Source organism: Novosphingobium profundi, from assembly GCF_020524485.1.
Classification (GTDB): Bacteria; Pseudomonadota; Alphaproteobacteria; order Sphingomonadales; family Sphingomonadaceae; genus Novosphingobium; species Novosphingobium profundi_A.
Genome location: NZ_JAIVLF010000003.1, coordinates 715,923 through 739,826, shown reverse-complemented (window position 1 = coordinate 739,826; position 23,904 = coordinate 715,923). Strand labels below are relative to the sequence as shown.

The following is a 23,904-nucleotide window of genomic DNA, read 5'->3' as shown; positions in this document are numbered from 1 at the left end:
TGGCGTGAGATTTGTAGCTTAGCGGACTGAGCGAATGGGCAGGACGCACAGCGCCGAGCCGAATACGAAGATGATGGCGGTTACGAAAATAGCCCTGTAATCACCGGAAAAAATCCCGAGCAGCACGGCGGCCATGACAGGGCTGATGATCTGCGGGATGTTGACGGCCGTGGTCAGCACGCCGAGGTCCTTACCCTCGTCGCCCAGCGCGGCCTCGGGCAGGACCTGGGTCATGAGGGCCATGTCGATCGACATGAACATGCCGTAGCCAACCCCGATGATCGCGGCGTAGATCCACATGCCCGTCATCGTCGGATGGAGGAGCGGAGCGAGCATGGCGGCCCCCATGATCAGGCTTCCGGCAACGACGAAGGGCTTGCGCCGCTGCCAGCGGTCCGAGAGCCAGCCCGAGGTCAGCGAGGACACCACCAGGCACACGAGCGTCACCATCGCCATGTTCGCTATCGCTCGGTTCGAGGCCGCGTCTTCCAGTCCGATGTAGTCGCGTAGGATATAGAGAAGGTAGGCGGCGATGGCCTGATAGCCCATATAGATCGTGAAGCGACTGGCGAAGGCCCAGGCAAAATCCGGGTGGGCACGCGGGCTGATCCAGAAGCTCTTGAAGAAGGTCCCCCAATGGATGGGACGGCGCGGCATCCGGTCGCTGGGCGGCTCGCGGTTGATCAGCACGAAGACCAGGCACGAGACCGCGATGGCACCCGCAAAGAGGCCATAGGCCAGCACGCGTTCGCCGGCGAGATAGCCCGCAACGACGGTTCCGGCGGTCAGCCCTGCGGTCATGCCCGCCCCTACGATACCCGAGACTGCGCCGCGCGTTTCGGGAGCGAAGCGGTCCGCGATGAGAGTGGTCATGGCCGGTTGCACCGAATTGTAGGCGACCGAGGCCATGACCCACAGCACGATCAGCGAGACGAATCCCGTCACCCCGGAAATGCCGAAAAGGCACGCCGAGCCGATAACCGATCCCAGGGCCATCCAGGGGGTCCGACGGCCCCAGCGGGTCCGCGTCCGATCCGAAAGCGCACCGGCGATGGGCGTGGTCAATGTGGAGAAGACCGAGGTGATCGCGAAGAGGATCGCCAGGTTATTCTCCTTCGACGCGGGCGAGATCTCGGCAATCTGGTTGGGCAGAAGCACGCCCAGGACCCCGCTGTAGAGGGCCATAAGCAGGAAGAAGTTGACCATCAGCGACAGTTGCAGGCGCCAGCGCTGCGCGCCACCGACCCATGCTGTCCGGCCAGGTCCCGGTGTAAAGGACATATCGTGTTTCATCCTTCCCCCCGCGCAGCGGACGTGGGTTCGGTGGTTGGGGCAAGACACAGTCCGGTGCGTTCGGCCCGGCGATGCGGGCCCCCGCGCACGTTCCAGCCCAGCGCGCTTGCGCGCTCGGCGATACGGCTCTCGTCGATCTCGATGCCCAGGCCCGACCGGTCCCCCAGCACGAGCCCGCCGTCGCCGATCTCCTGATCGACGTCGAGACCTTCGGGAAAGGAAAAGTCCTGAATCTCCAGCCCGATCATGTTCGGTACGGCGACCGCGGCATGGGCCAGCGGATTGGCGTTGTAGGCGACCGGCGATACCGGGAGCCCACGCGCGTGCGCAGCCATCGCCACGCGTAGGAAATGGGTGATGCCCCAGCAGCTTCCGGTCTGCACGATATCTACCGCGCGCTGGTCGAAAAGGGGGGTGAATTGCTCGATCCCGGTAAGGTTCTCGCCGGTCGCGACCGCCGTGCGGGCGCAGGCCGCAATGCGAGCGAGGCCCGCTGCATCCCACCGTCGAACCGGCTCCTCGATCCAGGTCAGGTCCACCCGCCTCTCGATCTCGGCAAGATGGCGCAGCGCCTGCTTGCAATTCCAGGCCTCGTTGACATCGAGCATCAGGGCCGGGCGGGGACTGTTGCGCTCCAGGATCGTGCGTACAATTTCGAGGCGGGCGATGTCTCGGTCGAGATCGCGCCCCCCCTTTACCTTGGCCGCGGTGAAGCCCAAGTCCGCCCAGCGGTTGTAGTGGGCTGCGAACGCGGCGTCATCGAGGCCGTAGCACAGTCCCGAGGCATAGCCATGCACGAAGCGGTTTCCGGCTCCGAGTGTGCGCCATAGCGGTTCGTCTGCCATCTTCGCCTTGAGATCCCACAAGGCCATGTCAAGCGCGGCGATGGTGCCAAAGGTCGTGCCGGCATGGCCGCTCTTGAAGACATGGGCCAGCATCGCGTCATAGAGCGTTGCCACTGCGCGCGGATCGGCGCCGTCCACGGCCGGGAACACGCGGTCGATCTCGGCGTGGGCGCCAAGCCCGATGCCGGTGAGGCCGCCATCGGTTTCGAGAAGGAGGATCGGCACTTCGGTGATCCCCGATGGCACAAGCCCATTCACGTCCCCGACCGGGCGGCCCCAGTCATGTAAGGCGACAAGGCTTCGATAGCCGGTGATCTTCATCTACGCATCCTCTGCCCATGGCATCATTGATAATTCGTATTATGTATGATCTATCAAGCTTTGCAAGCCTTGACGAATCTTTCCCGGTCGGGTCAGCGTTTCCAGGGCGCCGCGCGCGTCCAGGATCCAGAGTTGAAGCGAGCACGTAGCAAGATGCAGGACAAGGTTAGCAGCGACCGCCCGGTGAGCGTCCCTCCACGGCGCCGGCCCAGGCTTGCGGTTGCCGTGGTCGAGGAACTGGTCAACGCGATCGTGACGGAAGTCTACCCGACCGGGACCGCGCTGCCGCCCGAGAACATGCTCTGCGACCGCTTCGAGGTCAGCCGTACCGTGGTGCGCGAGGCGACGACCGCACTGACCGAGAAGGGGCTGGTCGTCTCGCGGCAGGGGCGCGGTACGATCGTGTGTGAGCAGTCCAATTGGAACCTGCTCGATCCGATGATCCTGGCCGCGCTGTTCCGCCGGAGTGATGGGCTTCTCTATCTCGACAACCTGTCCGAGATTCGGGCCTCGCTTGAAGGGGCGATGGCGGCCAAGGCCGCGCGCAAGGCCACGCCCGAGGACTTGGCCGAACTCGAAACGCAGATCGGGAAACTGGAGAGCCTCGTCGAGATGCCCGCCGCCTATGTTCAGGAAGATGTCCTCTTCCACGACGTTATCATGCGCATGTCCGGCGACCGGCTGAGCAAGGCCATTATTGACCGGGTCCAGTCGCGCGCACTCAACAACCACGGCTATGCTGGACGGCTCAGCGTCGCGCACGTGCGCGAGACGCAGAAGGCTCATCGCCGTATCTACGATGCGATCGCCGCGCGCGATCCGGATCTCGCCAGCCGCGCCATGAAGGAGCATATCGAAAGTTCCTGGGCGAAGCGCCGCGCTTCGGATGGGACCACCTCCGTCACGGCTTAGCGCGGCACCCTCGCGCCCGACGGGCCGATACGCGTTCACGTTTGTTCGGCAAGGGCGTAGATCCGCTCCATCTCCACCCATGTCCGGTCCGGAGCGGAGGGCAATGCCCGCTGGAACTGTGCCATCAGCGCGTTCCAGGCCTGGACGTCGGGATTGGCGGCGTCGCGTGCGGCCTTTCCGGCATCGTCCCGCGCCAGCGCGGCATCCTGTTCCATGATCATGAACATTCGATCGGCGACCTGCCAGATCTGGAGGTCACGCACGCCGTCGTTGCGAATCGCCTGCGTGACGGCGGCGGGCGGACCACCGGGCGCGTGCCAGGCGCGATAGCGCGCGATCATCTCCGGCTCGTCGATGAGGTCGACGGCGAAGCAGCGGCGGGTGATGGCGGTCATTGAACTCTCCCTGTTGACGCGTCTATCCTTCCTACGTATTCATCATACATCTTACAAGATGAAGGGAGCAGGAATGGCCTGGTTGTACGGGGCCCAGGTGCCGCGAAGGCACCTTGCGGCGCACACCGGATCGCTTTCGCAGTTTGCGGGCGTACGCCTCATGACGCTGGCCGATGGGGCCGAACGGGGGGTGAGGATGCTGGAGTTCCGCACCGGCACGGGTCTGCGCTTCACCGTGATGGTGGACCGCGCAATGGACATCGCCGAGTGTGAGCACGCAGGTCGGGCGATCGGCTGGCACTCGCCCTCTGGCTTCCGCCATCCCGCGTTGCACGAGTACGAAGGCGAGGGCGGGCTTGGATGGTTCCGGGCAATGTCCGGGCTGAACGTGACCTGCGGGCTCGACCATATCCTGTTCATGCACGAGGATACGGCCCATCACTATCATTACGGCCCGCGCGAGAAGGTCGCTTCCTCGCTGCATGGGCGGATCGGGACGATCCCGGCGCAACTGACCGGCTACGGAGAAAGCTGGAACGGGGATGTCTGCACGTTCTGGGCCGAAGGTATCGTGCGCCAGGCGACGGTTTTCGGCGAGGATCTGTATCTCGTCCGGCGGATCGAGGCTGACATGGGCAGCGACGAGATCCGGCTGAACGACCGGGTGGTCAACCACGGCTTCTACACGACGCCGCACATGTTCTGTTACCACATCAACGTCGGCCACCCCGTCGTCGCCGAAGGCGCGCGCTACGTGGCACCCGTGCGCGAGGTGCTTTGGGCGTCCCATGCCGGGGACTATGGAGGACAGGGGGTCGGCTATCGCACACTGCCCGCGCCCATCGTTAACTTCCACGAACAGGTCTGGCAGCACGACATGGCAGCTGATTCACAGGGGCGCGTCGAGGTGGCCATCGTCAACGAGCGGATCGGTCTCGGCTTCGCCGTGGTTACTCGCAAGGACCAGTTCCCCTGCATGTTCGAGTGGCAGAATTTGCATGCCGGGCACTATGCGGTGGGGATCGAGCCTTCGACCAACCACGTCCATGGCAAGGACTTCGCCCGCCAGCGGGGTGAGTTGATCGAACTCGAACATGGCGAGGAACGACTCTACGAGACCGTCCTGCGTGTCCTGCCCGATGCCGATGCGGTCGCTGCGGCGATCACGCGGATCGAGGCCAGCGCGCGCCAGCCTGCCGAGGACTATCCGGCGCCGACCGGTGATTTTCCGGCCTTGGGAGGTGTGGTATGAGGGGGCGCACTGTACTCTACACCGGCGCGGCCGGGGGGCTCGGGCTCGCGACCAGTCTGCACCTCCTTGACCGCGGGGCGAATGTCATCGCGCTCGACAACGACGTGGCCAAGATCGCTGTGCTCGAGGCTGCCGCGCAAGAACAGGGACATGGACCGGGTGCAGGCACGTTGACGGTGTCGCGCTGCGACCTTGCTGATCTCGATGGTCTGGAGGGCGCCCTCGACGGTTTCGTCGAACGCTTCGGCGGCATCGATGTCGTCATTAACAATGCGGCCATCTATCCCTCCAAACCCTTCGAGGACTTCTCAATCGAGGAGTACCAGTATGTGCAGCGGATCAACGTCGATGCCGGGTTCGTGGCCGTACAGCGCGCCCTTCCGGGCATGCGCGCGAAGGGCTTCGGGCGGATCATCAACATCTCCTCCATCACCATTTCGGGGGGCTGGGCGAACCTTGCTCCCTACGTGGCGTCCAAGGGGGCGCTGATCGGCCTGACCCGTGCCTGGGCGCGCGAGTTCGGGGCATGGGGGATTACTGTCAACGCCATCGCGCCGGGTGCCTTCCCGACCGATGCGGAAAAGATACACCCCGATCCGGCTGGCTACGAGGCGATGGTCCTCGAAGCGCAGGCGATCAAGCGGCGTGGCCGCGCCGGCGACATCGCCCACGCCATCGGTTTCTTCGCCGCCGAAGAGGCGGGTTTCATCACGGGCCAGACGCTGCACGTCAACGGCGGTTGGACCATGTCCTGAAGGGCACCAAGCACATGACAATTCTCAAAGGAATCCGGGTACTCGACTGCTCCATAGCGATGGCCGGTCCATTCGCCGCGCAAAGGCTTGGCGACATGGGCGCGGATGTCGTCAAGGTCGAGCCGACCAGTGGCGAATGGCAGCGCCATGCTTCTGCCGGGGGGGCGCAGGGCAACCGTATCAACGTCTCGTTTCTCTCACTCAATCGCAACAAGCGCTCGCTTGCGATCGATCTCAAGTCGCCTGAGGGCAAGGCGGTGCTGCTGGACCTGGTGAAGGACGCGGACGTGTTTCTCCAGAACTACAGGCCCGGTGTCGCCGAGCGTCTGGGCGTCGATTACGCCACGCTTCGCGCGATAAACCCGCGCCTCATCTACATCTCGATGTCGGGCTACGGCGAGGATGGTCCCTATCGCAACCTGCCGGGCCAGGACCTGCTGCTGCAGGGCATGTCCGGAGCCATGCTCTCGACCGGCGTCGAGGGCACCCCGCCCAGTCCGGCGGGGCAGTACCTTGTCGATGCGGTGGCAGCCTACAACGCCTTCGAAGGCGCGCTGGCCGCTCTCTTCCACCGGGAACGGACTGGCGAGGGGCAGCTGGTCCAGGTCAATATGCTCGATGCGATCACTACCATCCAGATGCAGGAGCTGTCCGTCTTCACCGTGGGGCACAAGGCCCAGTCCCGCTCGGCTGAACCACATGCCCATAGCTATATCCGCGCGCCCTATGGCGTCTTCGCGACCAGCGATGGGTACATGACACTGGCAATGGCGCCGCTTAAGGTGCTGGCCCGCGAGCTCGACGATCCGTTCTTTGCCGAGCTGGAGGAAGAGCGCGATGGCTGGACCCAGCGCGACGCCATTTTCGCTCGTGTGCGCGAGCATCTCGTCACGGCCAGCACTCAGCACTGGCTTGCCAGATTTCGCGCGGCCGACATCTGGTGCGGCCCCGTCTATGGCTACGCCGATCTTCTCGAGGATCCTCAGATCAAGCACAACGGCACGTTCGTGGAGTACGAACACCCCACCGAAGGCCATGTAAAGGTGCCGGGCTTTCCCATCCGTTTTTCCGCTACGCCCTGCGCAATCACGCGCGGCGCACCGCTGGTGGGCGAGCACAGCCGCGACGTCCTGGGTGAGACCGGGCGCAGCGAGGAGGAAATCGCGCAGCTGATCGAATCGGGCGTGGTGCGCCAGCACGCATGAATACCCCCAGCTACCTTGGCCTGACCTGGGATCACCCGCGCGGCTATGCGGCGCTCGATGCCGCCGCTGCGCAGGTGGCGCCGGGGCATGGAATGTCGCTGCACTGGGAGCGGCATCCGCTCGAAGGCTTCGAATCCCACCCGATCGCCGAGCTTGCCGCGCGCCACGACCTTATTGTGCTCGACCATCCCCACATCGGCGAGGCACTGGCCACCGACTGTCTTCGGCCAATGGAAGACGTTCTGGGTATGGCCGAAGTCTCGACGCTGGCGCGCGAGACCATCGGCCCTTCGATGGCCAGCTACGCCTTTGATGGTGCACACTGGGCCCTTCCACTCGACGCGGCAAGCCAGGTCATGGCCTTCGCCCCCGGCGTGGTAGAGGAGCCCCCCCGCACCTGGGACGACGTACTGGCACTGGCGGACAAGCGGCGGGTCGCTCTGTCGCTGTCCGGTCCGCATGCAGCGCTGACTTTCCAGTCCGTCGCGGCAGCCTTCCAGGGACGAACCCGGCCCAAGGGACGCTTCGTCACGCCTGAGGCGGGGCGCGAGGCTTACGCCGTCATGCAGGCTCTCACCACACAGGCCACGCGCGACTACGCAGGTCACAACCCGATCGCGCTGCTTCACGCCCTTGCCGCAGGCGCGGATCTGGCGCTTGTTCCGCTTGTCTACGGCTACGTGAACTACGCGGCGAGCGGCCAGGTCGTCTTTTCCGATGCGCCGCGCGGCCCCGCCGGAATCGGTTCAATTCTGGGAGGGACGGGGATCGCGGTCTCGCGCTGGGCGCCTATAACCCCAGCGCTCCGACGGCACTTGCGCTGGCTCATGTCGAGCGAGGCGCAGTGCAGCTTCATTCCCGCACATGCCGGGCAACCGGCTCTGCATGCGGCGTGGTGCGACGCCGCATGCGATGCTGCGGCCGGGCATTTCTACAGCGCAACGCGCGCGACGCTGGAAGGCGCCGCGCTACGCCCCCGGCACGCCGGTGCCATCGCCTTTCAGACCGAGATTGCGCAGCGTCTGCGCGAAGGGCTCCTGACAGGCGAAGCCGCCGAGCCCGTTCTCGCGGCACTCGAAGCCGCGTTTGCCCGCTACTACGAAGAAGGAACCGAGACATGAGCGCCCATCTGAGCTTCGAGATCGCCGACCATATCGCCACGATCACGCTCGATCGCCCCGACAAGCTCAACGCGATGACCCCGGACATGGCGAAGGCGCTGGTCGACGCGGTCGCGACCTGCAATTCCACCGACGATGTGCGCTGCCTTATCGTCACCGGGGCGGGGCCCAGGGCGTTCAGCGCCGGCTCGGACATCTCCACGCTCGATGCCTATGCAACACCCTGGGACTTTCGCAACCGCGCGGACTATTGCGATGCCCTTCGCGCCTGCCGCAAGCCGGTCATCGCGGCAATCAACGGCTATGCGCTTGGTGGCGGGCTGGAGACCGCGTTGGCCTGCGATATCCGCATCGCCTCTGCCAGTGCTCGCTTTGCCGCGCCCGAGATCAAGCTGGGCTGGATCGGGGGCGGCGGCATGGCGGTGGGGCTCGCTCAGTCGGTGGGCATGTCGAACGCCGCCCTGATGCTCCTTACGGGAGAGATGGTCGAGGCGCCTCAGGCGCTGTCCTGGGGGCTCGTCAGCGAGGTCACCGCGCCCGAGGAGCTGATGCCTCGCGCCTGCGAGATCGCGGCGCAGATTGCGCAGCGCGCGCCTATCGCAGCGGAGACGGCCAAGCTGAACCTGCGCGCGGCGCACCAGATGCCCTACGAGAAAGCCGTCGAATACGAGCGCGATCTCCAGGCCATCTGCTTTGCCACCGAGGACGCGGCCGAAGGACGCATGGCCTTTGCCGAGCGTCGTGCCCCCGAATTCAGGAGACGCTGAACCATGCCTCTCGACCTTTCCCCACGCGCCATCCTGCCCGAGGACCCTGCCGCCTTGCTGGTGGGACGTGTCTGGCGGCCCGAACTATGTGGCCCCTCGGTGGTCCGCGTCGACGGCGCGCAGTTGACCGACATATCCGGTAGCTTTCCGACCGTGCGTGACCTGTGCGAGAGCACCGATCCGGTCCACGCGCTGCGCGAGGCAACCGGAGAGAACATCGGTGCGCTCGACGCGGTCCTGTCCAATAGCGATCCCCTGCGGCGTGATCCCACGCGGCCCTGGCTGCTGGCGCCAGTCGATCTGCAGGCGGTGAAGGCCGCCGGGGTCACTTTCGCGAACTCGATGCTGGAACGCGTGATCGAGGAACGTGCGCGTGGGGATGCCCGCGCGGCGGAGGCAATCCGCGCGCAGGTCCAGGCGCTGGTGGGCGATGACCTGGGCCGTCTGCAACCCGGCTCCCAGGCCGCGATGGCGCTCAAGCAGACGCTGATCGAAGCGGGCGCCTGGAGCCAGTATCTGGAAGTGGGCATCGGCCCGGATGCGGAAATCTTTACCAAGGCGCAGCCACTGGCGAGCGTGGGTGCAGGCCATGACATCGGCGTTCATCCGGCCTCGGACTGGAACAATCCCGAGCCCGAGGTGGTCTTGATGATCGCTTCGGACGGGCGCATTCTGGGCGCGACACTGGGCAATGATGTAAATCTGCGCGATGTCGAAGGCCGCTCTGCGCTGCTGCTGGGCAAGGCCAAGGACAACAACGCGGCCGCCGCGATCGGGCCATTCGTACGCCTGTTCGAGCACAATTTCGATCTCGCCGCCGTGGAACACCTCAGCCTGACCCTGACGGTGCACGGAGAGGACGGTTTCACCCTCGAGGGCCATTCCCAGATGCGCGAGATCAGCCGCAGTCCCGCCGATCTGGCCGGGCAGGCCTGCAACGCGCACCATCCCTATCCCGACGGGCTGGTACTGTTCCTGGGCACGTTGTTTGCGCCCACCCAGGACCGGGGCGAGCCCGGGCGCGGCTTTACCCATGCCGCAGGCGACGTGGTGCGCATCCACTGCCCGGAACTGGGGACGCTTGCCAACCGTGTACAGGCAACAGATGCTTGCGAACCCTGGACTTTCGGCGCGGCGGCGCTGATGCGGAACCTCGCGCAACGAGGACTGATCTGATGACCAAGCCCAAGATCCTGCTGACCCGCCGCTGGCCCCGCATCGTTGAGGAGCGACTTGCCGAAACCTATGAGGTCACACTCAACGATACCGACACGCCGCTGGGCGAGGCCGAGATGATCGCAGCCATGCGCACGCACGATGCGCTGTGTCCCACCGTCACCGACAAGGTGACGCGGGCGGTTCTTGCCGCCGAGGGACGCCGCGTGCGCATCGTGGGCAACTACGGTGCGGGCTACGAGCATATCGACCTTGACGCCGCGCGCGCGCAGGGCATCGCGGTCAGCAACACCCCGGACGTCCTGACCGAGGCGACCGCCGACATTGCGATGACGCTGATCCTGATGGCGATGCGCCGTGCCGGGGAAGGGGAACGCGAACTGCGCGCGGGTGACTGGACGGGGTGGCGCCCGACGCACCTCCTGGGGCGTTCGCTCGACGGCAAGTTGCTCGGTCTCGTCGGCTTCGGGCGCATCGCCCGTGCGGTGGCCAATCGCGCCCAGGCCTTTGGCATGAAGATCGCCTACCACAGCCGCCGCGCCGCGCCCGACATGCCCGAAAGTGCCTACCACGCCAGCCTTGACGAACTGGCCGAGTGCGCGGACGTGCTCTCGCTCCACGCGCCTGGCGGACCGGAAACGCGCCACATGATCGATGCGGCGATGCTCGCGCGCATGCCTGCGCATGCAGTGCTGGTGAACACCGGGCGCGGCTCGCTGATTGACGAGGCGGCGCTGGCCAAGGCTCTTGCACAGCGCTCCATCGCGGCCGCCGGGCTCGATGTCTATGAGGCCGAGCCGAAGGTAAACCCCGCCCTCGTGGATCTTCCCAACGTGGTACTGCTTCCGCACCTGGGAAGCGCCACGCTGGAAGCGCGCACGGCGATGGGCATGAAAGTGGCCGATAATCTTGATTGCTTCTTTGCCGGGGAGTCCCTCCTTGATCGTGTCGTCTGAGGCCTTTCCGACTGGCGAGGCGGTGCTTGCCGCGCTCGCGGAGTGGCTACCTGCCCACCCTCAGCGGCCGCTGATCCTGGGCCTGTGCGGCGCGCAGGGGTCGGGCAAGTCCACGCTTGCCGCCTGGCTTGCCGAGCGGCTGGGGGAAAGAGGCCTGCACGCCGCGACTCTCTCGATCGACGATCTCTACCTTGGCCAAGCGCAGCGCCGGGATCTTGCTCGCACGGTCCACCCCCTCTTTGCTACGCGCGGGGTCCCCGGCACACACGACGTTGCGCGGGGACGGGACCTTTTTACCGCGCTGGGGGAGGGCTTCAGGCCGCTTGACCTGCCGCGCTTCGACAAGGGCCGCGACGAACCTGCGCCGCAAGGGCAGCGGGTCGAGACCCCGCTCGACGTTCTCATCTTCGAAGGCTGGTGTGTCGGCGCGCGACCGCAGAGAGCCGCGCAGCTGGTGGCCCCCGTCAATGCACTTGAGCGCGAGGAGGATCCCGAGGCTATCTGGCGTGGGCACGTCAACGCCGTGCTGGAGAGCGACTATGCCCCACTGTTCGGCGCGATCGACCGGCTGGTCCTGCTCGCCGCGCCCGGTTTCGAGGTCGTGCGGGGGTGGCGCGGGGAGCAGGAGGCGCAGCTGCGCACCCGGCTTGCCAGCGCGCCTGAAGCGGGGCGCGAGGTGATGGACGCGGCGACCCTAGACCGCTTCGTGCAGCACTACGAGCGCCTGACCCGCCACATTCTCGACGAGATGCCCGCGCGCGCGGATCTGCTTCTGCGCCTCGCACCGGACAGAAACCTGAGGCTCCAGCCATGATCATTTCCTCTCCCACGGACTTTCGCGAGGCTGCCCGGCGCCGTCTTCCGCCTTTTCTGTTTGACTATCTCGACGGCGGGGCCTTCGGGGAGGAGACGCTGGCCGCCAATCGCGCTGCGTTGGCGGAAGTCCATCCGCGCCAGCGCGTGCTGCGCAACGTCTCCGATCTCAGCCTGAAGACGCGCCTGTTCGGCGAAGACACGGCTATGCCGGTGATGCTGGCCCCGATCGGGCTGGGCGGCATGATGCGCCAACGTGGGGAACTGCAGGTCGCGCGCGCCGCGCGTGCTGCGCAGGTCCCTTACATCCTCTCCACCGTCAGCGTCTGTCCGCTGGCCGATGTCATCGAAGCGAGCGGCGCACCGATCTGGTTCCAGCTCTACGTTCTCAAGGACCGGGGCTTCATGCGCCACGCGCTCGAGCGCGCGCAGGCGCTGGGTGTGACCAAGCTGGTCTTCACCGTCGACATGCCGCTGCCCGGTGCGCGTTACCGTGATGCCCATTCCGGCATGAGCGGCCCGGCTGCCCCGCTGCGCCGTGCGCTCCAGGCGATGACCCATCCACGCTGGAGTCTCGATGTGGGCCTGATGGGCCGGCCGCATGACCTGGGCAACATCTCCGACTATCGTGGCATGCCCACAGACCTGTCCGACTACATCGGATGGCTGGGAGCCAATTTCGACCCGTCGATCACCTGGTCGGATCTCGAATGGATCCGCGACATGTGGAAGGGCGAGATGATCGTAAAGGGCATACTCGATCCCGAGGACGCGCGCGATGCGGTGCGTTTCGGGGCCGACGGGCTGGTCGTTTCCAATCATGGCGGGCGCCAGCTCGACGGCGCGCTGGCGAGCGCGCGGGCGCTTCCCGCGATCGCCGAGGCGGTGGGCAAGGATCTGACCGTGCTGGTCGACGGTGGCGTGCGCACCGGGCTCGACGTCGTGCGTATGCTCGCACTTGGCGCCAAAGGTGTGCTGCTGGGCCGTGCCTATGTCTACGCGCTTGCGGCAGGCGGCGAGGCGGGGGTCGCCCGCCTCCTCGATCTGATCGCGCAGGGTATGCAGGTGACGATGGCCCTGGGCGGGGTCACCTCGGTTGAGGATATTGGTCCCGATCTACTGGCCTGATGATCCCAAAAAGACGGCCATCTGCACGGAGCAGATGGCCGTCAGGGAGGGTGGGGCTGAAGGGATGAGACGGGCTTGAACGTTCCAAGGCCCTGATGCCTCGGCATCAGGGCCTTGGTGTCAGTTCGGGCCTTCGGAGCGGTCCGGGCGAACCCCTGCTTGGGCGATTACGAGGGCGGCCGCCTCGGGCCAGGCGCGGTCAGGAACCAGGATGTTGCCCCGTGCATCGTTGCCGATCTCGGGTAACCAGCGTCCTCCGGTCGTGTTGGAGGTATGCCAGTTTCCCGTGGCCCGGTTGTCGGTGGAGATGCGCCGCCGGAACATGTCGCCTGCGGTATTGATGTTGAGCCACTTCCCGCCGGTCTCCACGACATTCCCGGTCACGGTGACGTGCTTCGACCCCTCGTCGAGATAGATCCCGATGCGGTTGCGGATGTCGAAGATGTGGTTGGCGCGGATCACTGCGTCGGGGTTGGCGGACAGGTTGTAGATCGCGCCGCCGTCCATATACCAGGTCTTGACCCCGTGGACGCGGTTGCCCTCCACCAGGGTGGCGCGCAGGGTGGTGGGGGTCGTGAAACGGGGATTGTGCACATAGCCTTGCTGGTTCTCGGCGTAGTTCGGATTGCCGCCGGCATCGTTATAGCCCCAGCCCCAGCCGACCGCGATCCCGTCGTAGGGCGCATCGGTGATGTCGTTGTGGACGATCCTGGCACCCTCAACGTAAGTCGAGAGGATCGCGGCGTTGTCCTTGTAGTGCTGGCTCACCGTGGCGACGGTGTTGTCCGCGATCGTCAGCTCCCGGTTGACGAGCGCGGGGCTGTCTGGATGGTGTGCCTCCAGCCGCACGCCGCCTGCCATGATCGCGCCCCCCGAAAGCACCGCGAAGCGGTTGCGGCGGACCGTGATACGCTGCGTGGCCAGTCCCACGCCCGAGAGATTGGCGTTGGCATCGTTGCCGATGCCCAGCGCGATCTGTCCGATCTGGGAGAAGGTGTTGCGAGTGAAAGTGATGTCGCGCGCCGCGGCCACCTGTACGGCGGCAGGCATCTGGTGCCAGCGCTGGCGCAGCGATTCGAATTCCACGCAGCCCCAGTCACAGCTTTGCCAGGCATCGGCCGGGCGCAGCGGCGTCGTCTCCAAGAGGTATGCACCGCTCTGCTGGTTGGCATAGCCGGTCGGGCGCGAGGCCCCGAGCCAGCTGGTATGAGCAAAGCCCAGTCCCTCGAACCGCAGGCGTTCCACCGGGGCTTCGGGCGTTCCGGCGATGGAGACGAGTGCCTCCAGGCGGGGCAGTACTACCGTGCGCTCGGCCATGTCCTCGTCTTCGCCAATGCGAAGGTAGAGCTTGCCCGCATCGGGATCGATCACCCATTGGTAGGGGCGGGCGTGCCAGTCGTTGGTGCGCCCTATGAATTCGAGCGCGTTGACGAGGAAAAGGCGGCTGTCGTCGGGAAAGATCGGCTGCGAAAGGGTGTCGTAGCCCCAGGTGTTGTTGTCCCAGGCGGGCTGCTGCATGGTGACGCGTGTTCCCGAAATTTCCTTCACGGGCGAATAGCGGTCGGTGAAGAAGCCGGTTGCCTCCACTTCGAGACGTTCGGGATGGGCGATCTCTCCGAGCCAGGCGAGGTCCGGCGCGGTGATTGTGAAACCCGTGGCATCGAAGCGCACATCGCTTGGCGCGATCTCAAGCCAGGGGCGTTCGGCCATTGTCCCATCGACCCAGATGTCCCGGGTGTTGAAACCGCGCGGAACGTCCGCCACCCAGATCTGGCGCTCAGCATCGAAGAGGGTGAAGCCGGTAACCTCGACGCCACCCGAGAGGACGGGGTGCGCGCCGGTCTCTGCCCGCCAGATCACGTCATGTCCGTTCTGCCCACCGTCGACTTTGCGGAAGAGGAGTGGGGCTTCGAGGTGGTAGGTTCCTTCGCCAAGGAGCACGGTGACGTCGGCTTCGAGGTTGGCGCTTCGCACCAGCGACTGTGCGTGCGGTAGGGTGCGCACCGGGTGGAGCTTCGTGCCGGGATTGGTGTCATCGCCCTCGGGTGAGACGTGGATCTCGACGGTCCGGGCCTCGGCCAGGGTTGGCAGGAGGCTGGCTGTGCCCAGCGCGCAGGCCAGCAGGGACGCGATCGTGCGCCGTTTCATCATCTCTTCTCCCATAAGGTACCGCCGCGTGTCGCGGTCAGTTTGTCCATCCCCCGTCGATCACATGGGTCATGCCCGAGGTGAACGCGGATTCGTCCGAGGCCAGGTAGACGGCCAGCGCGGCGACTTCCTCGACCCGGCCGAAGCGGCCCATGGCCTGACGTGCGGTGAACTCGGCATAGGCCTTGTCGAAGTCCCCGGTATCGCGCAGGCGCTGCAGGAGCGAGGGTGTCTCTACCGTGCCCGGGCAGATTGCGTTGCAGCGGATGCCCTGCGTCACGAAGTCCATCGCCACTGACTTGGTCAGTCCGACCACAGCGGCCTTGGTCGTGGCGTAGGCAAAGCGGTTGGGAACCGCCTTCACGCTGCCCGCAACTGAGGACATATTGATGATCGAGCCGCCGCCCTTCGCGAGCATATTGGGAAGGATCGCCCGGATCATGCGGTACTGCGCGGTCACGTTGAGCGTATTGGAAAAGGCCCAGGTGTCCTCGTCGCAGTCCAGGATTGTCCCGGAATGGACGAAGCCGGCGCAGTTGAACAGGACGTCGATCTCGGGATGTGCAGCCGCAATCTGTGTGACCGCGGCCGCATCGGTCACGTCGAGGCGGACACAGGTACAGCGTGGTCCAGCAAGATCCGCAAGCCCTGCCGCGTCGATGTCCGTCGCGATCACGCGCGCGCCTTCGCGCACGAATGCCTCCACGCTGGCCCGCCCGATGCCTTGTGCCGCGGCCGTGACCAGCGCTGTTTTCCCGGCGAGACGCCCCATCATCACTCTCCTTGAATTATGTAATATGTATGATGAATTATGAGGCGTCGCAAGAGATGTCAATCGGCTGCGATGAAATCCTGGCGCTGCTCGCCCAGCTTGGCGATGCCCAGGCGCACTACGTCGCCGGACTTGAGGTACCAGGGCTCCGGTTTCTGGCCGAGGCCCACCCCGGGAGGCGTTCCAGTGGTGATGACGTCCCCGGGCAGCAGTGTCATGAAGCGGCTGAGGTAAGATACGATCTGCGCTACGTTGAAGATCATGGTTGAGGTGTTGCCGTCCTGGACGCGCCTGCCGTTCACCTCCAGCCACATCGCGAGGTCCTGAGGATCTCCGACTTCGTCGGCCGTCACCAGCCAAGGGCCAATCGGTCCGAAGGAGGGAAAGCCCTTGCCCTTGTCCCAGGTCGCACCACGCTCGGTCTGCCATTCGCGTTCGGACACGTCGTTGATGACGCAGTATCCGGCCACGTAGTCCAGCGCCTCTTCCTCACTGACGTTGTGCGCCCTTGTCCCGACTATGACACCGAGTTCAACTTCCCAATCGGTCTTGACCGAGGCGCGCGGGATGGTGACTGGATCGTTCGGCCCCTGAATGCAGCTTACCCACTTGTTGAACACAACCGGTTCCTCGGGGATGGGCAGGTTCGATTCGGCGGCATGGTCGGCGTAGTTAAGACCGATTGCCACGAATTGCCGTGTGCCGGCCACGCAGGGTCCGTAGCGCTGGTCATCCGAAAGGAGAGGGAGACTGGCGGGATCAAGCGCGGCGAGGCGGGCGAGCCCGGCTGGTGAGATGGCCTCTTCGCCGATATCGCGGACGAAGCCGGACAGGTCGCGCAGCTTGCCCTCGGTGTCGATCATCGCGGGACGTTCGGTCCCGACTTCCCCAACACGGCACAATTTCATGAATCTCTATCCTTGGTCTTTAGTGGATCAGTGGCATGGACAGCCACCTGCTATGTTGTATGATGTCGTATGTTTGTTCGGTGCGCAATAGGTAGCGGACGGCAAGGAGAGGACATGACAGTACAATTTTCGGGCGTCCATACGCGCGCCATGGGCCATCAAGGCTTGCGCGTGCTCGACTCCCACCAACATTTCTGGCGTTTGCAGGATCCTTGGTGTGTCTGGCCAGACAGACAGTGGCCGCGCCTGTACCGCGATTTTCTGCCCGGAGACCTTGCCGCCGCAACAGCGGATCTGTCCTTTGTCGGATCGATCCTCGTCCAGTCACAGCCCGATGATCGGGACACCGACTGGCTGCTTGCACTTGGCGAACACGACCCCGCGATCCTGGCAGTCGTAGGCTGGGTGGACATGGCCGCCTCGGCCGCATCGGCGCGCATTCGCGATCTGGCTGGGCATGCCAAGCTGCGCGGGCTCAGGCCGATGCTCCAGGCCATCCCCGAGGTGGAGTGGTTGCTGAGGGACAGGCTGCATCCCGCGCTTGTGGCCATGCAGGAGCAGGACCTGCGCTTCGATGCCTTGGTCGAGCCTCGCCATCTCGGAGCGCTGGCCACGTTTGCCCGGCGCTGGCCGGAGCTTCTCATCGTGATCGACCATGGAGCGAAGCCCGATGCACGCGGCGATGTTCCCCCGCGCTGGCGCGACCAACTGGCCGCTCTGGCCGAGCTTCCCAACGTGTGGTGCAAACTCTCAGGCCTGCGCACGCAGCAGGCCCCGGGCGATCCCGCCGCGACGCTTGCTCCTTATGCGCGTCATATCCTCGAATGTTTCGGGACGCGTGCCATGTGGGGCAGCGACTGGCCGGTGATGCACCACATGGATGACAGCTATGCCGGGGCTCTAGCCGACCTTCAGGCCCTCTTGCCTGAACTGGACGAGGCGCGTCAGGCCCGCCTGTTCGAAGGCGCGGCTCGCGAATTCTACGGACTGTGAAAAAGGACGCCCACCCTATGCTGCAAATTCCCGGAACACTCGGCTTCGGCGCGGCAGCCATCGGCAATCTCTACAAAGCCGTTCCAGACGAGGAGGCATATGCGGTTATTGAAGCTGCCTGGCAGGCCGGGCTGCGCTATTTCGACACCGCGCCCCACTATGGCTTCGGGCTCAGTGAAAAGCGCCTGGGCCAGACCCTTGGTGAACTCGATCCACAGGCCAGCGCGGTCATATCCTCAAAGGTCGGCCGTCGTCTCGACCCCGACCTTGAGGGCGATCTTGCCGCTGATCGGCAGGGTTTTGTCTCACCGGAGCCCTTCCGCAGCGTCTTCGACTACACCTACGATGCGATCATGCGCTCCTTCGAGGAAAGCCAGGCGCGCCTCGGTCGCACGCGGATTGACATTCTCTATGCCCACGACATCGGGCGCTATGCCCACGGCGATGCGCACGAGGCTCGTATGCGTGAATTCCTCAACGGTGGTTTGCCCGCGATGCAGGCGCTCAAGGAGCAGGGGGTTGTCGGTGCGATAGGCTTGGGCGTGAACGAGACCGCGGTGTGCGAGGAGATTCTCGGCCATGCCGATCTCGACGTCATCCTCCTCGCAGGCCGCTACACGCTTTTAGACCAGTCTGCTCAGAAAAGTCTGTTTCCCCTTTGTGAACGGCGCGGCGTCCGCATCGTGGCCGGAGCCCCCTTCAATTCGGGCATTCTGGCCAAGGGCGTTCGCCAGGGGAGAGTGGCTCACTTCGAATATGGCGAGGCGCCCCGCGCGGTGATCGAAAAAGTTGCCGCCATCGAGGACATCTGCGAGGCTTACGCCGTGCCGCTGGCCGCAGCAGCGCTGCAATTCCCGCTGCGTCACCCCGTTGTTGATAACGTCATCCCGGGTATTGGATCGCCTTGCCATCTGGAAAAAGCAGTCGCTTTGATGGCGCATCCTATCCCCGAGGCGTTTTGGACTGCGCTTCATGACAAGCAATTGCTCAACCTTTCAACCTAACCAATATCATGGATTTCGGTTGAGGTGGGGCGGAGGGAATAGATTGGTATGCGCCCTTGTCGGTTGTTGGTGGGCCGAATCTACAGGCTAAGGAGCTGACCGTCTGGTTCCCCTTGTCCACCAAGCTTGGCAGCGGCGCAAAGGGATGAAAAGCTGACATTGGGATTGAGGCCTTTATCCTGTGATCTCAACCAGTCGGTCTGCGAGACATCATGTCGAAAATACAACGATATTGGTCAGTCTTTCTAAGTGGCGGTTGTCTTGGTGTGGCCGCTTATTTCACGCTGACCGATACAGCCTATCGGATGATCGGATGCCCAGTTGAGGTTTACCCTGAGGCAGGCTTTCTCCTCATTGTCGGGCCTATGGCGTTCATAGCGCTCGTACTTGCAATCATAAGCATGAATGTACAGGTCCGGCCGCGATTGCGGAGAGCCCTGGTCATCGGTTCTGTCTTGCTCAGCGTTGTTTGCGTGTGTTTCACACTTGTGTTGGTTTGGCCGACAGGTAGCAGCTGTTCGTAGATTACAACGTCCACAACGGGCGACGTTGGAAGCGCCAACTTTAGTGGCGATCAACCCGTCCACGGATGTCCTCCCGCTACGGCGAACGTGCAGGATCTTGCGGCGCAAGAAAGCGCAAGGGGGGCGCTCCTGATACTCCATCGCCGTGCTCTGCCGGGCCTTAGACCGCTGCGCGACCGTACTGGTTGTCAGTCCCGTTGGCTGAGGTCTGGCGTTTTGTCTGGGGCCTGCATGGCCAGAATGGCGGTCAGTGCGGCGACTTCGATCGAGATAGTGTCGATGATAAGATCCTGACCACTGGCGAAGTATTCCTCTTCGCCCGGTTCATTCCCAGCCTCGGCACCCAGTGGCAAAAATGCCCGGCATTGCGCAAGCGAGAGAATGCGGTGTTCGGTCTCGACGTCCGGCATCGCGTCCGCAAAGCCTGCGAGGGTGATGCGGGCCGCTTCAAGCATGTCGCCACTTTGTCCGCCAAGATAATAAAGCGCGTCCATCGGGCTTCCTGCATCGGCATTGTTTCGCACATCGACGTGTATCACGTCGCTATCGAAATCGATCCCGGCAAAGGCCTCAAGGGCCATTTCTCTGTCGCCATCCAGCGCGTTCAGAAGTTCATTGAATGCGTTTGGGGGCGTGTCATGCGCGTCGATTGTCAGGCGCAGCGCGATAACCACGAGATCAGGAGGCAAATTCTCCGCCGTAATCGTGACGATAGTCCGATTGGCTGAAGGGCTTGTGACATCAATGGAGACGCTGCGGGCACCAAGAAAGCCCCTATCGGTCAAAGCCACCAACGCGTTCATCGTGCCCTGCAGGTCTTCGACGCCGGCCTCTCTGCTGTCCTTACTAGCCCTGCTCTCCGACAGGGTCAGCGCGATGATTGCCTTATTGGGCGTTTCCAGATCGAAGCTTTGGCTGATCTTGTTCGAGTAACGCGAAAGGGGCACTGGGGAATCCTCGTGAAGGCGCTGCCGGTCGTAGCGCGATAATCGCATGCGTCAGCAAAGCCGACCCCATCTTTTATGGCAAAGGCTTCGTCGTGATCGCGTTGCGCTGGGCACCCCTTAAAGCCAGAAATTCCAGCCATATAAGGAATGAGCAGCGCTGCAGGATGAGGCGGTTTGGGACAAAATCGCCGCTCCCTCCTGACTTCGCAAGGGGCAGAATTGGCTGGCAGCGACCGTTAGAATTCTGTGAGAACGCGCTCTCCGAAGATAAGGACTGGACGATAAATGCTTTAGGGTGGAACTGGGAGGGATGAAGATGTCTTCGCTGATGTTCGGGGTGCTGCTTGCCATCGCTACATTCGCGTGGTTCTTATATGTTTTGCCGCCGGGCTGTGCCATGAACACAACCGGCTGCCGCGAGCGGTTCGACGTGTTGAGCTCTGTCGATCTGCTCCACTTCAGGACACCTCTGGCCCTGGCCTTTGGCGCGTTTTCTACGGCGCGAGACGCAGCTGAGCAGCCTCCGCTGCAGTTTACGATTGAAAGGATTGGCCCCCCCGCCGAGCAACGGGGCGATAGCACTCGCCGCCTACAATGACTCCTGCCCGGCCGGGCTGACGATGAAGGGGGACTGACGTGTGCCCACCCACGACATCAGATAGCCGCTGGATTGGGGACGTGCATTCTTATTGCGGTGAACAAGGCTGGGCAGTGATAGCATCGCCTGCGACGCGACCTGAGCCCGATATTCCATCGGCTGAAGTGGTGTTCTGCGACTTGCTGCAGGCGGGGCTGGACACGTCGTTCTCCCATCGGCATAGTCTCTAAGGCACCGGAATAAAGAGACGTTCTGGGTGCGTGAGGTAAGAAATGTGGGAAGCAGGCTAAGGCGTCTCAACAAGGTGAGCCATTTCAGAGCTTTGTAACTAAATCTGAAAATCCCACCCTCTCCGCCACGAACCTGGATGATCAGGTTTTCCACAGTCCCAGATTTGGCAGCAGGTCTCGCTTCGCGCGCGAGCACGGCGTCTTTTGGCCTTGCCCCGGTCGGGTTCGTGCTCTTCCTGCAGGATGCTGCACCTCGCCAACGGCTCAGGCCGTGTTCGCGCCAGAGCGACGTTGACGAGACAGGCGCCCGTATGGTCAGTCGGAGCCGAACAGGTCGCGGGTGTAGACCTTGTCCGCGACATCGCGGATGGCATCGGTCTGGCGGTTGGCAAGGATGATGTCGCAGTCCTGCTTGAACGCGTGGAGATCGTGCATGACCTTCGAGCCGAAGAAGGTTTCCTCGCTCATCGCCGGTTCGTAGATGACCACCTCGATACCCTTGGCCTTGATCCGCTTCATGATCCCCTGGATCGAGGACTGGCGGAAATTGTCTGAACCCGCCTTCATCACGAGCCGGTAGACGCCGACCTTCTTCGGGCTGCGTGCGATGATCTGATCGGCCAGGAAGTCCTTGCGGGTCCGATTGGCATCGACGATCGCTCGGATCAGGTTCTGGGGAACTTCGGAATAGTTCGCGAGCAGCTGCTTGGTGTCCTTGGGGAGGCAGTATCCGCCATAGCCGAAGCTCGGGTTGTTGTAGTGCGTGCCGATCCGCGGGTCGAGGCCGATCCCGTCGATGATCTGGCGGGTGTTGATGCCCCTGGAAATGGCGTAGCTGTCGAGCTCGTTGAAGAAGGCCACGCGCATCGCGAGATAGGTGTTCGCGAATAGCTTGATCGCTTCGGCCTCGTCGGCGTCGGTGAACAGGACCGTGACATCGTCCTTCTCGGCGCCTTGCACCAGCAGGTCGGCAAAGATCCGGGCGCGCTCCGAGCGTTCCCCGACGATGATGCGCGACGGGTTCAGGTTGTCGTAGAGCGCGCGGCCCTCGCGCAGGAACTCCGGGCTGAAGATGACCTGCTGCGTGTCCATGCGCTGGCGCACCTCACGTACATATCCAACCGGAACCGTGGACTTGATGACGATCGTGGCCGCAGGCGCGTGGCTGGTTGCCAGCCCTATGACCGCTTCCACCGAGGAGGTGTCGAACTTGTCGGTTTCGACATCGTAGTTGGTCGGCGTCGCGACGATGACATAGTCGGCATCGGCCAGCGCCTCCTCAGGCGAGGTCGTGCCGCGCAGGTCAAGCTCGCGGTTAGACAGGAACTCTTCCAGCTCCGCATCCACGATCGGAGACTGGCGTGCGTTGAGCATCGCCACGCGCTCGGCCGAAATATCGACGGCCAGGACCGTGTTGTGCTGCGCGAGCAGGACGGCATTGGACAGGCCGACATAACCAAGGCCAAAGACAGCAATTTTCATCTACGAGTACTCTTGCGGTGACAATGCGGTGATGCCCGAATGTACGGGAACGATCAGACCTGTCGCCATATACTGCGAACTTGGCACGGGAATGTCACGTTTCGAAGAGAGGTAAGCCATCTGCGCTGCCTTGCGTCAGGCGCGGACATGGGCCGGGCTTCCTCTTCGTGGCGTCAGGGCACGGAAAAAGGGGGGCGTACCTGTGCACGGCGCCGTAATCGAACTTTGTCCTTGCGACAACGGCGACAATCCGTTCGAATTCCTTGCCGAATATGCTTGTGCCCATGGCCAAAGCACAGGGCCCATGCAAAGCGGGCCCGCCGCGGATGAGTGCGGCGAGCCCGTTGGTGCTTGGGTATGATCGTGTCGCGGCGCGGACCAGAGGCCATCGGCGCGCGTCTCCCTGGTCAGTCGGGCAGCATGGCGGTGGGCCACCAGGTGATGATGTGCTCGTCGTGGGCGGAGGTCCATACGCCCTCGGGTGTGTAGCGCAGCGCTCCGCTGCCCGCCGCCTTGCCCATGCGCGCGGTGATTTCGGAGGTCGCCGCGTCGATGACGACGAAGCGCTGGTCGTCGGTGGTGCGCAGCCAGACCTTGCCTGCGCCGGTGTCGATGTCGCCCCACTTGAGATTGTCGCCGACCTTGATCCGGCCGGTCACTTCGACACTGGCCGGGTCAACGCGCGCCAGTGTGCCGTCGCCCTGCTCCTGCACCCAGACCGCGCCTTCGCCCGCAGCGAGGAAGCCGGGCGTGGTGCCAAGAGGGGTGCTTCCGGTCACGTCGTTGGTGGCCGGATCGATGCGCTGGAGGGTCTGCTTCTCGGCGCTGACGGCCCACACGGCATCGAAGCCATAGGCCAGATACCAGGTGCCCGGATCGACGGTGATCTGCGCGATGACGGCGTTGGTGGCCGGATCGATGCGCGCGACCTGCCCGTTGGGATTGCTTGCGACCCAGATCGAGCCTGCGCCGAAGGCGACGTTCAACTCGCCCGCCTGGTTGGCGATGCCGGTGTAGATCGCGGCAACCAGCTTGCCGCTGGCAAGGTCGATGCGGTTGATCGTGCCCGCGCCGCAGTCCGCTACCCACAGCGAACCGGCCGCGATGCTCATGGTGCCACACGGGCGGCCAAGTGGGACTTGCGCCTGCTTGCCCTCACGCGACCACTTCTCGACGCGGCCGCGGTTGGTCGCCCACACGCTCTCGCCGTCGACGGCCAGGAAGTCCGCGAAATCGGGGACATGGACGACGGTTTCATCCTGCGCCAGCGCAGGGCTGGCGAGCAAAGCCGTGGCGGCGGCGGCGCCTGCCGCCAATGTGCGGGTGTACCTGTTCATCCGATGTCCCCCATTCAACGTA

At 64.1% G+C, this 23,904-nt stretch carries 22 protein-coding genes; 13 read left to right on the top strand and 9 right to left on the bottom strand.

What is annotated here, in order from left to right; translation table 11 throughout:
- Positions 1-18 precede the first annotated feature (18 nt).
- Positions 19-1,281, bottom strand: a complete 1,263-nt coding sequence (locus LC060_RS09645; RefSeq protein WP_226634958.1) for an MFS transporter — start codon at positions 1,279-1,281, stop codon at positions 19-21.
- A gap of 8 nt (positions 1,282-1,289) precedes the next feature.
- Complete coding sequence (locus tag LC060_RS09640; protein ID WP_039390620.1) at positions 1,290-2,459, bottom strand: mandelate racemase/muconate lactonizing enzyme family protein; 1,170 nt, start codon at positions 2,457-2,459, stop codon at positions 1,290-1,292.
- A gap of 132 nt (positions 2,460-2,591) precedes the next feature.
- Between LC060_RS09640 and LC060_RS09635 the strand changes: the two genes are divergently transcribed.
- Entirely contained in the window at positions 2,592-3,371 is a 780-nt protein-coding gene (locus tag LC060_RS09635) for a FadR/GntR family transcriptional regulator (RefSeq protein WP_226634956.1), read from the top strand.
- 35 nt (positions 3,372-3,406) lie between these two features.
- Here LC060_RS09635 and LC060_RS09630 read toward each other — a convergent pair whose 3' ends face one another.
- Positions 3,407-3,766 (bottom strand): L-rhamnose mutarotase, encoded by a 360-nt coding sequence (locus LC060_RS09630; RefSeq protein WP_039390622.1) that lies wholly within the window; start codon positions 3,764-3,766, stop codon positions 3,407-3,409.
- A gap of 73 nt (positions 3,767-3,839) precedes the next feature.
- Here LC060_RS09630 and LC060_RS09625 point away from each other — a divergent pair, with 73 nt between their 5' ends.
- The 9 genes from LC060_RS09625 to lldD are packed head-to-tail and all read left to right on the top strand — an operon-like array spanning position 3,840 to position 12,939.
- Positions 3,840-5,018, top strand: coding sequence for an aldose 1-epimerase family protein (locus LC060_RS09625; protein WP_226634954.1), 1,179 nt, complete (start codon positions 3,840-3,842; stop codon positions 5,016-5,018).
- Complete coding sequence (locus LC060_RS09620; RefSeq protein WP_226634952.1) at positions 5,015-5,773, top strand: SDR family NAD(P)-dependent oxidoreductase; 759 nt, start codon at positions 5,015-5,017, stop codon at positions 5,771-5,773. The genes LC060_RS09625 and LC060_RS09620 overlap by 4 nt, the downstream gene beginning before the upstream one ends.
- Positions 5,774-5,787: 14 nt before the next feature.
- Entirely contained in the window at positions 5,788-6,978 is a 1,191-nt protein-coding gene (locus tag LC060_RS09615; RefSeq protein ID WP_226634949.1) for a CaiB/BaiF CoA transferase family protein, read from the top strand.
- Positions 6,975-8,099 carry an extracellular solute-binding protein gene (locus tag LC060_RS09610; protein WP_226634947.1) on the top strand — a complete coding sequence of 375 codons (1,125 nt, stop codon included), beginning with the start codon at positions 6,975-6,977 and terminating at the stop codon, positions 8,097-8,099. The genes LC060_RS09615 and LC060_RS09610 overlap by 4 nt, the downstream gene beginning before the upstream one ends.
- Positions 8,096-8,866, top strand: coding sequence for an enoyl-CoA hydratase/isomerase family protein (locus LC060_RS09605; RefSeq protein WP_226634945.1), 771 nt, complete (start codon positions 8,096-8,098; stop codon positions 8,864-8,866). Before LC060_RS09610 ends, LC060_RS09605 begins: the two co-directional genes overlap by 4 nt.
- Positions 8,867-8,869: 3 nt before the next feature.
- Positions 8,870-10,042, top strand: a complete 1,173-nt coding sequence (locus LC060_RS09600) for a fumarylacetoacetate hydrolase family protein (RefSeq protein WP_226634944.1) — start codon at positions 8,870-8,872, stop codon at positions 10,040-10,042.
- Complete coding sequence (locus LC060_RS09595; protein WP_226634942.1) at positions 10,042-10,998, top strand: 2-hydroxyacid dehydrogenase; 957 nt, start codon at positions 10,042-10,044, stop codon at positions 10,996-10,998. Before LC060_RS09600 ends, LC060_RS09595 begins: the two co-directional genes overlap by 1 nt.
- On the top strand, positions 10,988-11,812 hold the full coding sequence (locus LC060_RS09590) for a kinase (RefSeq protein ID WP_319005420.1): 825 nt from the start codon (positions 10,988-10,990) through the stop codon (positions 11,810-11,812). The genes LC060_RS09595 and LC060_RS09590 overlap by 11 nt, the downstream gene beginning before the upstream one ends.
- Positions 11,809-12,939: an FMN-dependent L-lactate dehydrogenase LldD gene (gene lldD, locus LC060_RS09585; RefSeq protein ID WP_226634940.1), complete on the top strand. Its 1,131-nt coding sequence runs from the start codon at positions 11,809-11,811 to the stop codon at positions 12,937-12,939. Before LC060_RS09590 ends, lldD begins: the two co-directional genes overlap by 4 nt.
- 120 nt (positions 12,940-13,059) lie before the next feature.
- Here lldD and LC060_RS09580 read toward each other — a convergent pair whose 3' ends face one another.
- From LC060_RS09580 to LC060_RS09570, 3 genes are read right to left on the bottom strand one after another with little or no spacing between them, the layout of a single operon-like run.
- A complete protein-coding gene (locus LC060_RS09580) occupies positions 13,060-15,090 on the bottom strand; it encodes a right-handed parallel beta-helix repeat-containing protein (protein WP_226634938.1) in 2,031 nt (676 codons plus the stop codon).
- Between the two features lie 34 nt (positions 15,091-15,124).
- Positions 15,125-15,859, bottom strand: coding sequence for an SDR family oxidoreductase (locus tag LC060_RS09575; RefSeq protein WP_226635298.1), 735 nt, complete (start codon positions 15,857-15,859; stop codon positions 15,125-15,127).
- A gap of 59 nt (positions 15,860-15,918) precedes the next feature.
- A complete protein-coding gene (locus LC060_RS09570) occupies positions 15,919-16,767 on the bottom strand; it encodes a fumarylacetoacetate hydrolase family protein (RefSeq protein WP_226634936.1) in 849 nt (282 codons plus the stop codon).
- Positions 16,768-16,881: 114 nt separating this feature from the next.
- Between LC060_RS09570 and LC060_RS09565 the strand changes: the two genes are divergently transcribed.
- Together LC060_RS09565 and LC060_RS09560 are read left to right on the top strand one after the other, a co-directional pair.
- Positions 16,882-17,760: an amidohydrolase family protein gene (locus LC060_RS09565; protein ID WP_226634934.1), complete on the top strand. Its 879-nt coding sequence runs from the start codon at positions 16,882-16,884 to the stop codon at positions 17,758-17,760.
- Between the two features lie 17 nt (positions 17,761-17,777).
- Positions 17,778-18,764: an aldo/keto reductase gene (locus LC060_RS09560; protein WP_226634932.1), complete on the top strand. Its 987-nt coding sequence runs from the start codon at positions 17,778-17,780 to the stop codon at positions 18,762-18,764.
- Between the two features lie 712 nt (positions 18,765-19,476).
- On the opposite strand, the gene LC060_RS09555 is transcribed toward LC060_RS09560, so the two are convergent.
- Complete coding sequence (locus tag LC060_RS09555) at positions 19,477-20,235, bottom strand: hypothetical protein (RefSeq protein ID WP_226634930.1); 759 nt, start codon at positions 20,233-20,235, stop codon at positions 19,477-19,479.
- Positions 20,236-20,551: 316 nt separating this feature from the next.
- Between LC060_RS09555 and LC060_RS09550 the strand changes: the two genes are divergently transcribed.
- A complete protein-coding gene (locus LC060_RS09550) occupies positions 20,552-20,833 on the top strand; it encodes a hypothetical protein (protein ID WP_226634928.1) in 282 nt (93 codons plus the stop codon).
- Between the two features lie 545 nt (positions 20,834-21,378).
- Here LC060_RS09550 and LC060_RS09545 read toward each other — a convergent pair.
- Positions 21,379-22,545 (bottom strand): nucleotide sugar dehydrogenase, encoded by a 1,167-nt coding sequence (locus LC060_RS09545; protein ID WP_226634926.1) that lies wholly within the window; start codon positions 22,543-22,545, stop codon positions 21,379-21,381.
- Positions 22,546-22,952: 407 nt separating this feature from the next.
- Positions 22,953-23,882 carry a YncE family protein gene (locus LC060_RS09540; RefSeq protein WP_226634924.1) on the bottom strand — a complete coding sequence of 310 codons (930 nt, stop codon included), beginning with the start codon at positions 23,880-23,882 and terminating at the stop codon, positions 22,953-22,955.
- Positions 23,883-23,904 lie beyond the last annotated feature (22 nt).

Excerpts from the sequence above, each read along its gene's own strand:
- LC060_RS09645 (WP_226634958.1), bottom strand. The coding sequence starts at position 1,281 with ATGTCCTTTACACCGGGACCTGGCCGGACAGCATGGGTCGGTGGCGCG.
- LC060_RS09640 (WP_039390620.1), bottom strand. The coding sequence starts at position 2,459 with ATGAAGATCACCGGCTATCGAAGCCTTGTCGCCTTACATGACTGGGGC.
- LC060_RS09630 (WP_039390622.1), bottom strand. The coding sequence starts at position 3,766 with ATGACCGCCATCACCCGCCGCTGCTTCGCCGTCGACCTCATCGACGAG.
- LC060_RS09625 (WP_226634954.1), top strand. The coding sequence starts at position 3,840 with ATGGCCTGGTTGTACGGGGCCCAGGTGCCGCGAAGGCACCTTGCGGCG.
- LC060_RS09620 (WP_226634952.1), top strand. The coding sequence starts at position 5,015 with ATGAGGGGGCGCACTGTACTCTACACCGGCGCGGCCGGGGGGCTCGGG.
- LC060_RS09615 (WP_226634949.1), top strand. The coding sequence starts at position 5,788 with ATGACAATTCTCAAAGGAATCCGGGTACTCGACTGCTCCATAGCGATG.
- LC060_RS09610 (WP_226634947.1), top strand. The coding sequence starts at position 6,975 with ATGAATACCCCCAGCTACCTTGGCCTGACCTGGGATCACCCGCGCGGC.
- LC060_RS09605 (WP_226634945.1), top strand. The coding sequence starts at position 8,096 with ATGAGCGCCCATCTGAGCTTCGAGATCGCCGACCATATCGCCACGATC.
- LC060_RS09600 (WP_226634944.1), top strand. The coding sequence starts at position 8,870 with ATGCCTCTCGACCTTTCCCCACGCGCCATCCTGCCCGAGGACCCTGCC.
- LC060_RS09595 (WP_226634942.1), top strand. The coding sequence starts at position 10,042 with ATGACCAAGCCCAAGATCCTGCTGACCCGCCGCTGGCCCCGCATCGTT.
- lldD (WP_226634940.1), top strand. The coding sequence starts at position 11,809 with ATGATCATTTCCTCTCCCACGGACTTTCGCGAGGCTGCCCGGCGCCGT.
- LC060_RS09580 (WP_226634938.1), bottom strand. The coding sequence starts at position 15,090 with ATGATGAAACGGCGCACGATCGCGTCCCTGCTGGCCTGCGCGCTGGGC.
- LC060_RS09575 (WP_226635298.1), bottom strand. The coding sequence starts at position 15,859 with ATGGGGCGTCTCGCCGGGAAAACAGCGCTGGTCACGGCCGCGGCACAA.
- LC060_RS09570 (WP_226634936.1), bottom strand. The coding sequence starts at position 16,767 with ATGAAATTGTGCCGTGTTGGGGAAGTCGGGACCGAACGTCCCGCGATG.
- LC060_RS09565 (WP_226634934.1), top strand. The coding sequence starts at position 16,882 with ATGACAGTACAATTTTCGGGCGTCCATACGCGCGCCATGGGCCATCAA.
- LC060_RS09560 (WP_226634932.1), top strand. The coding sequence starts at position 17,778 with ATGCTGCAAATTCCCGGAACACTCGGCTTCGGCGCGGCAGCCATCGGC.
- LC060_RS09550 (WP_226634928.1), top strand. The coding sequence starts at position 20,552 with ATGTCTTCGCTGATGTTCGGGGTGCTGCTTGCCATCGCTACATTCGCG.
- LC060_RS09545 (WP_226634926.1), bottom strand. The coding sequence starts at position 22,545 with ATGAAAATTGCTGTCTTTGGCCTTGGTTATGTCGGCCTGTCCAATGCC.
- LC060_RS09540 (WP_226634924.1), bottom strand. The coding sequence starts at position 23,882 with ATGAACAGGTACACCCGCACATTGGCGGCAGGCGCCGCCGCCGCCACG.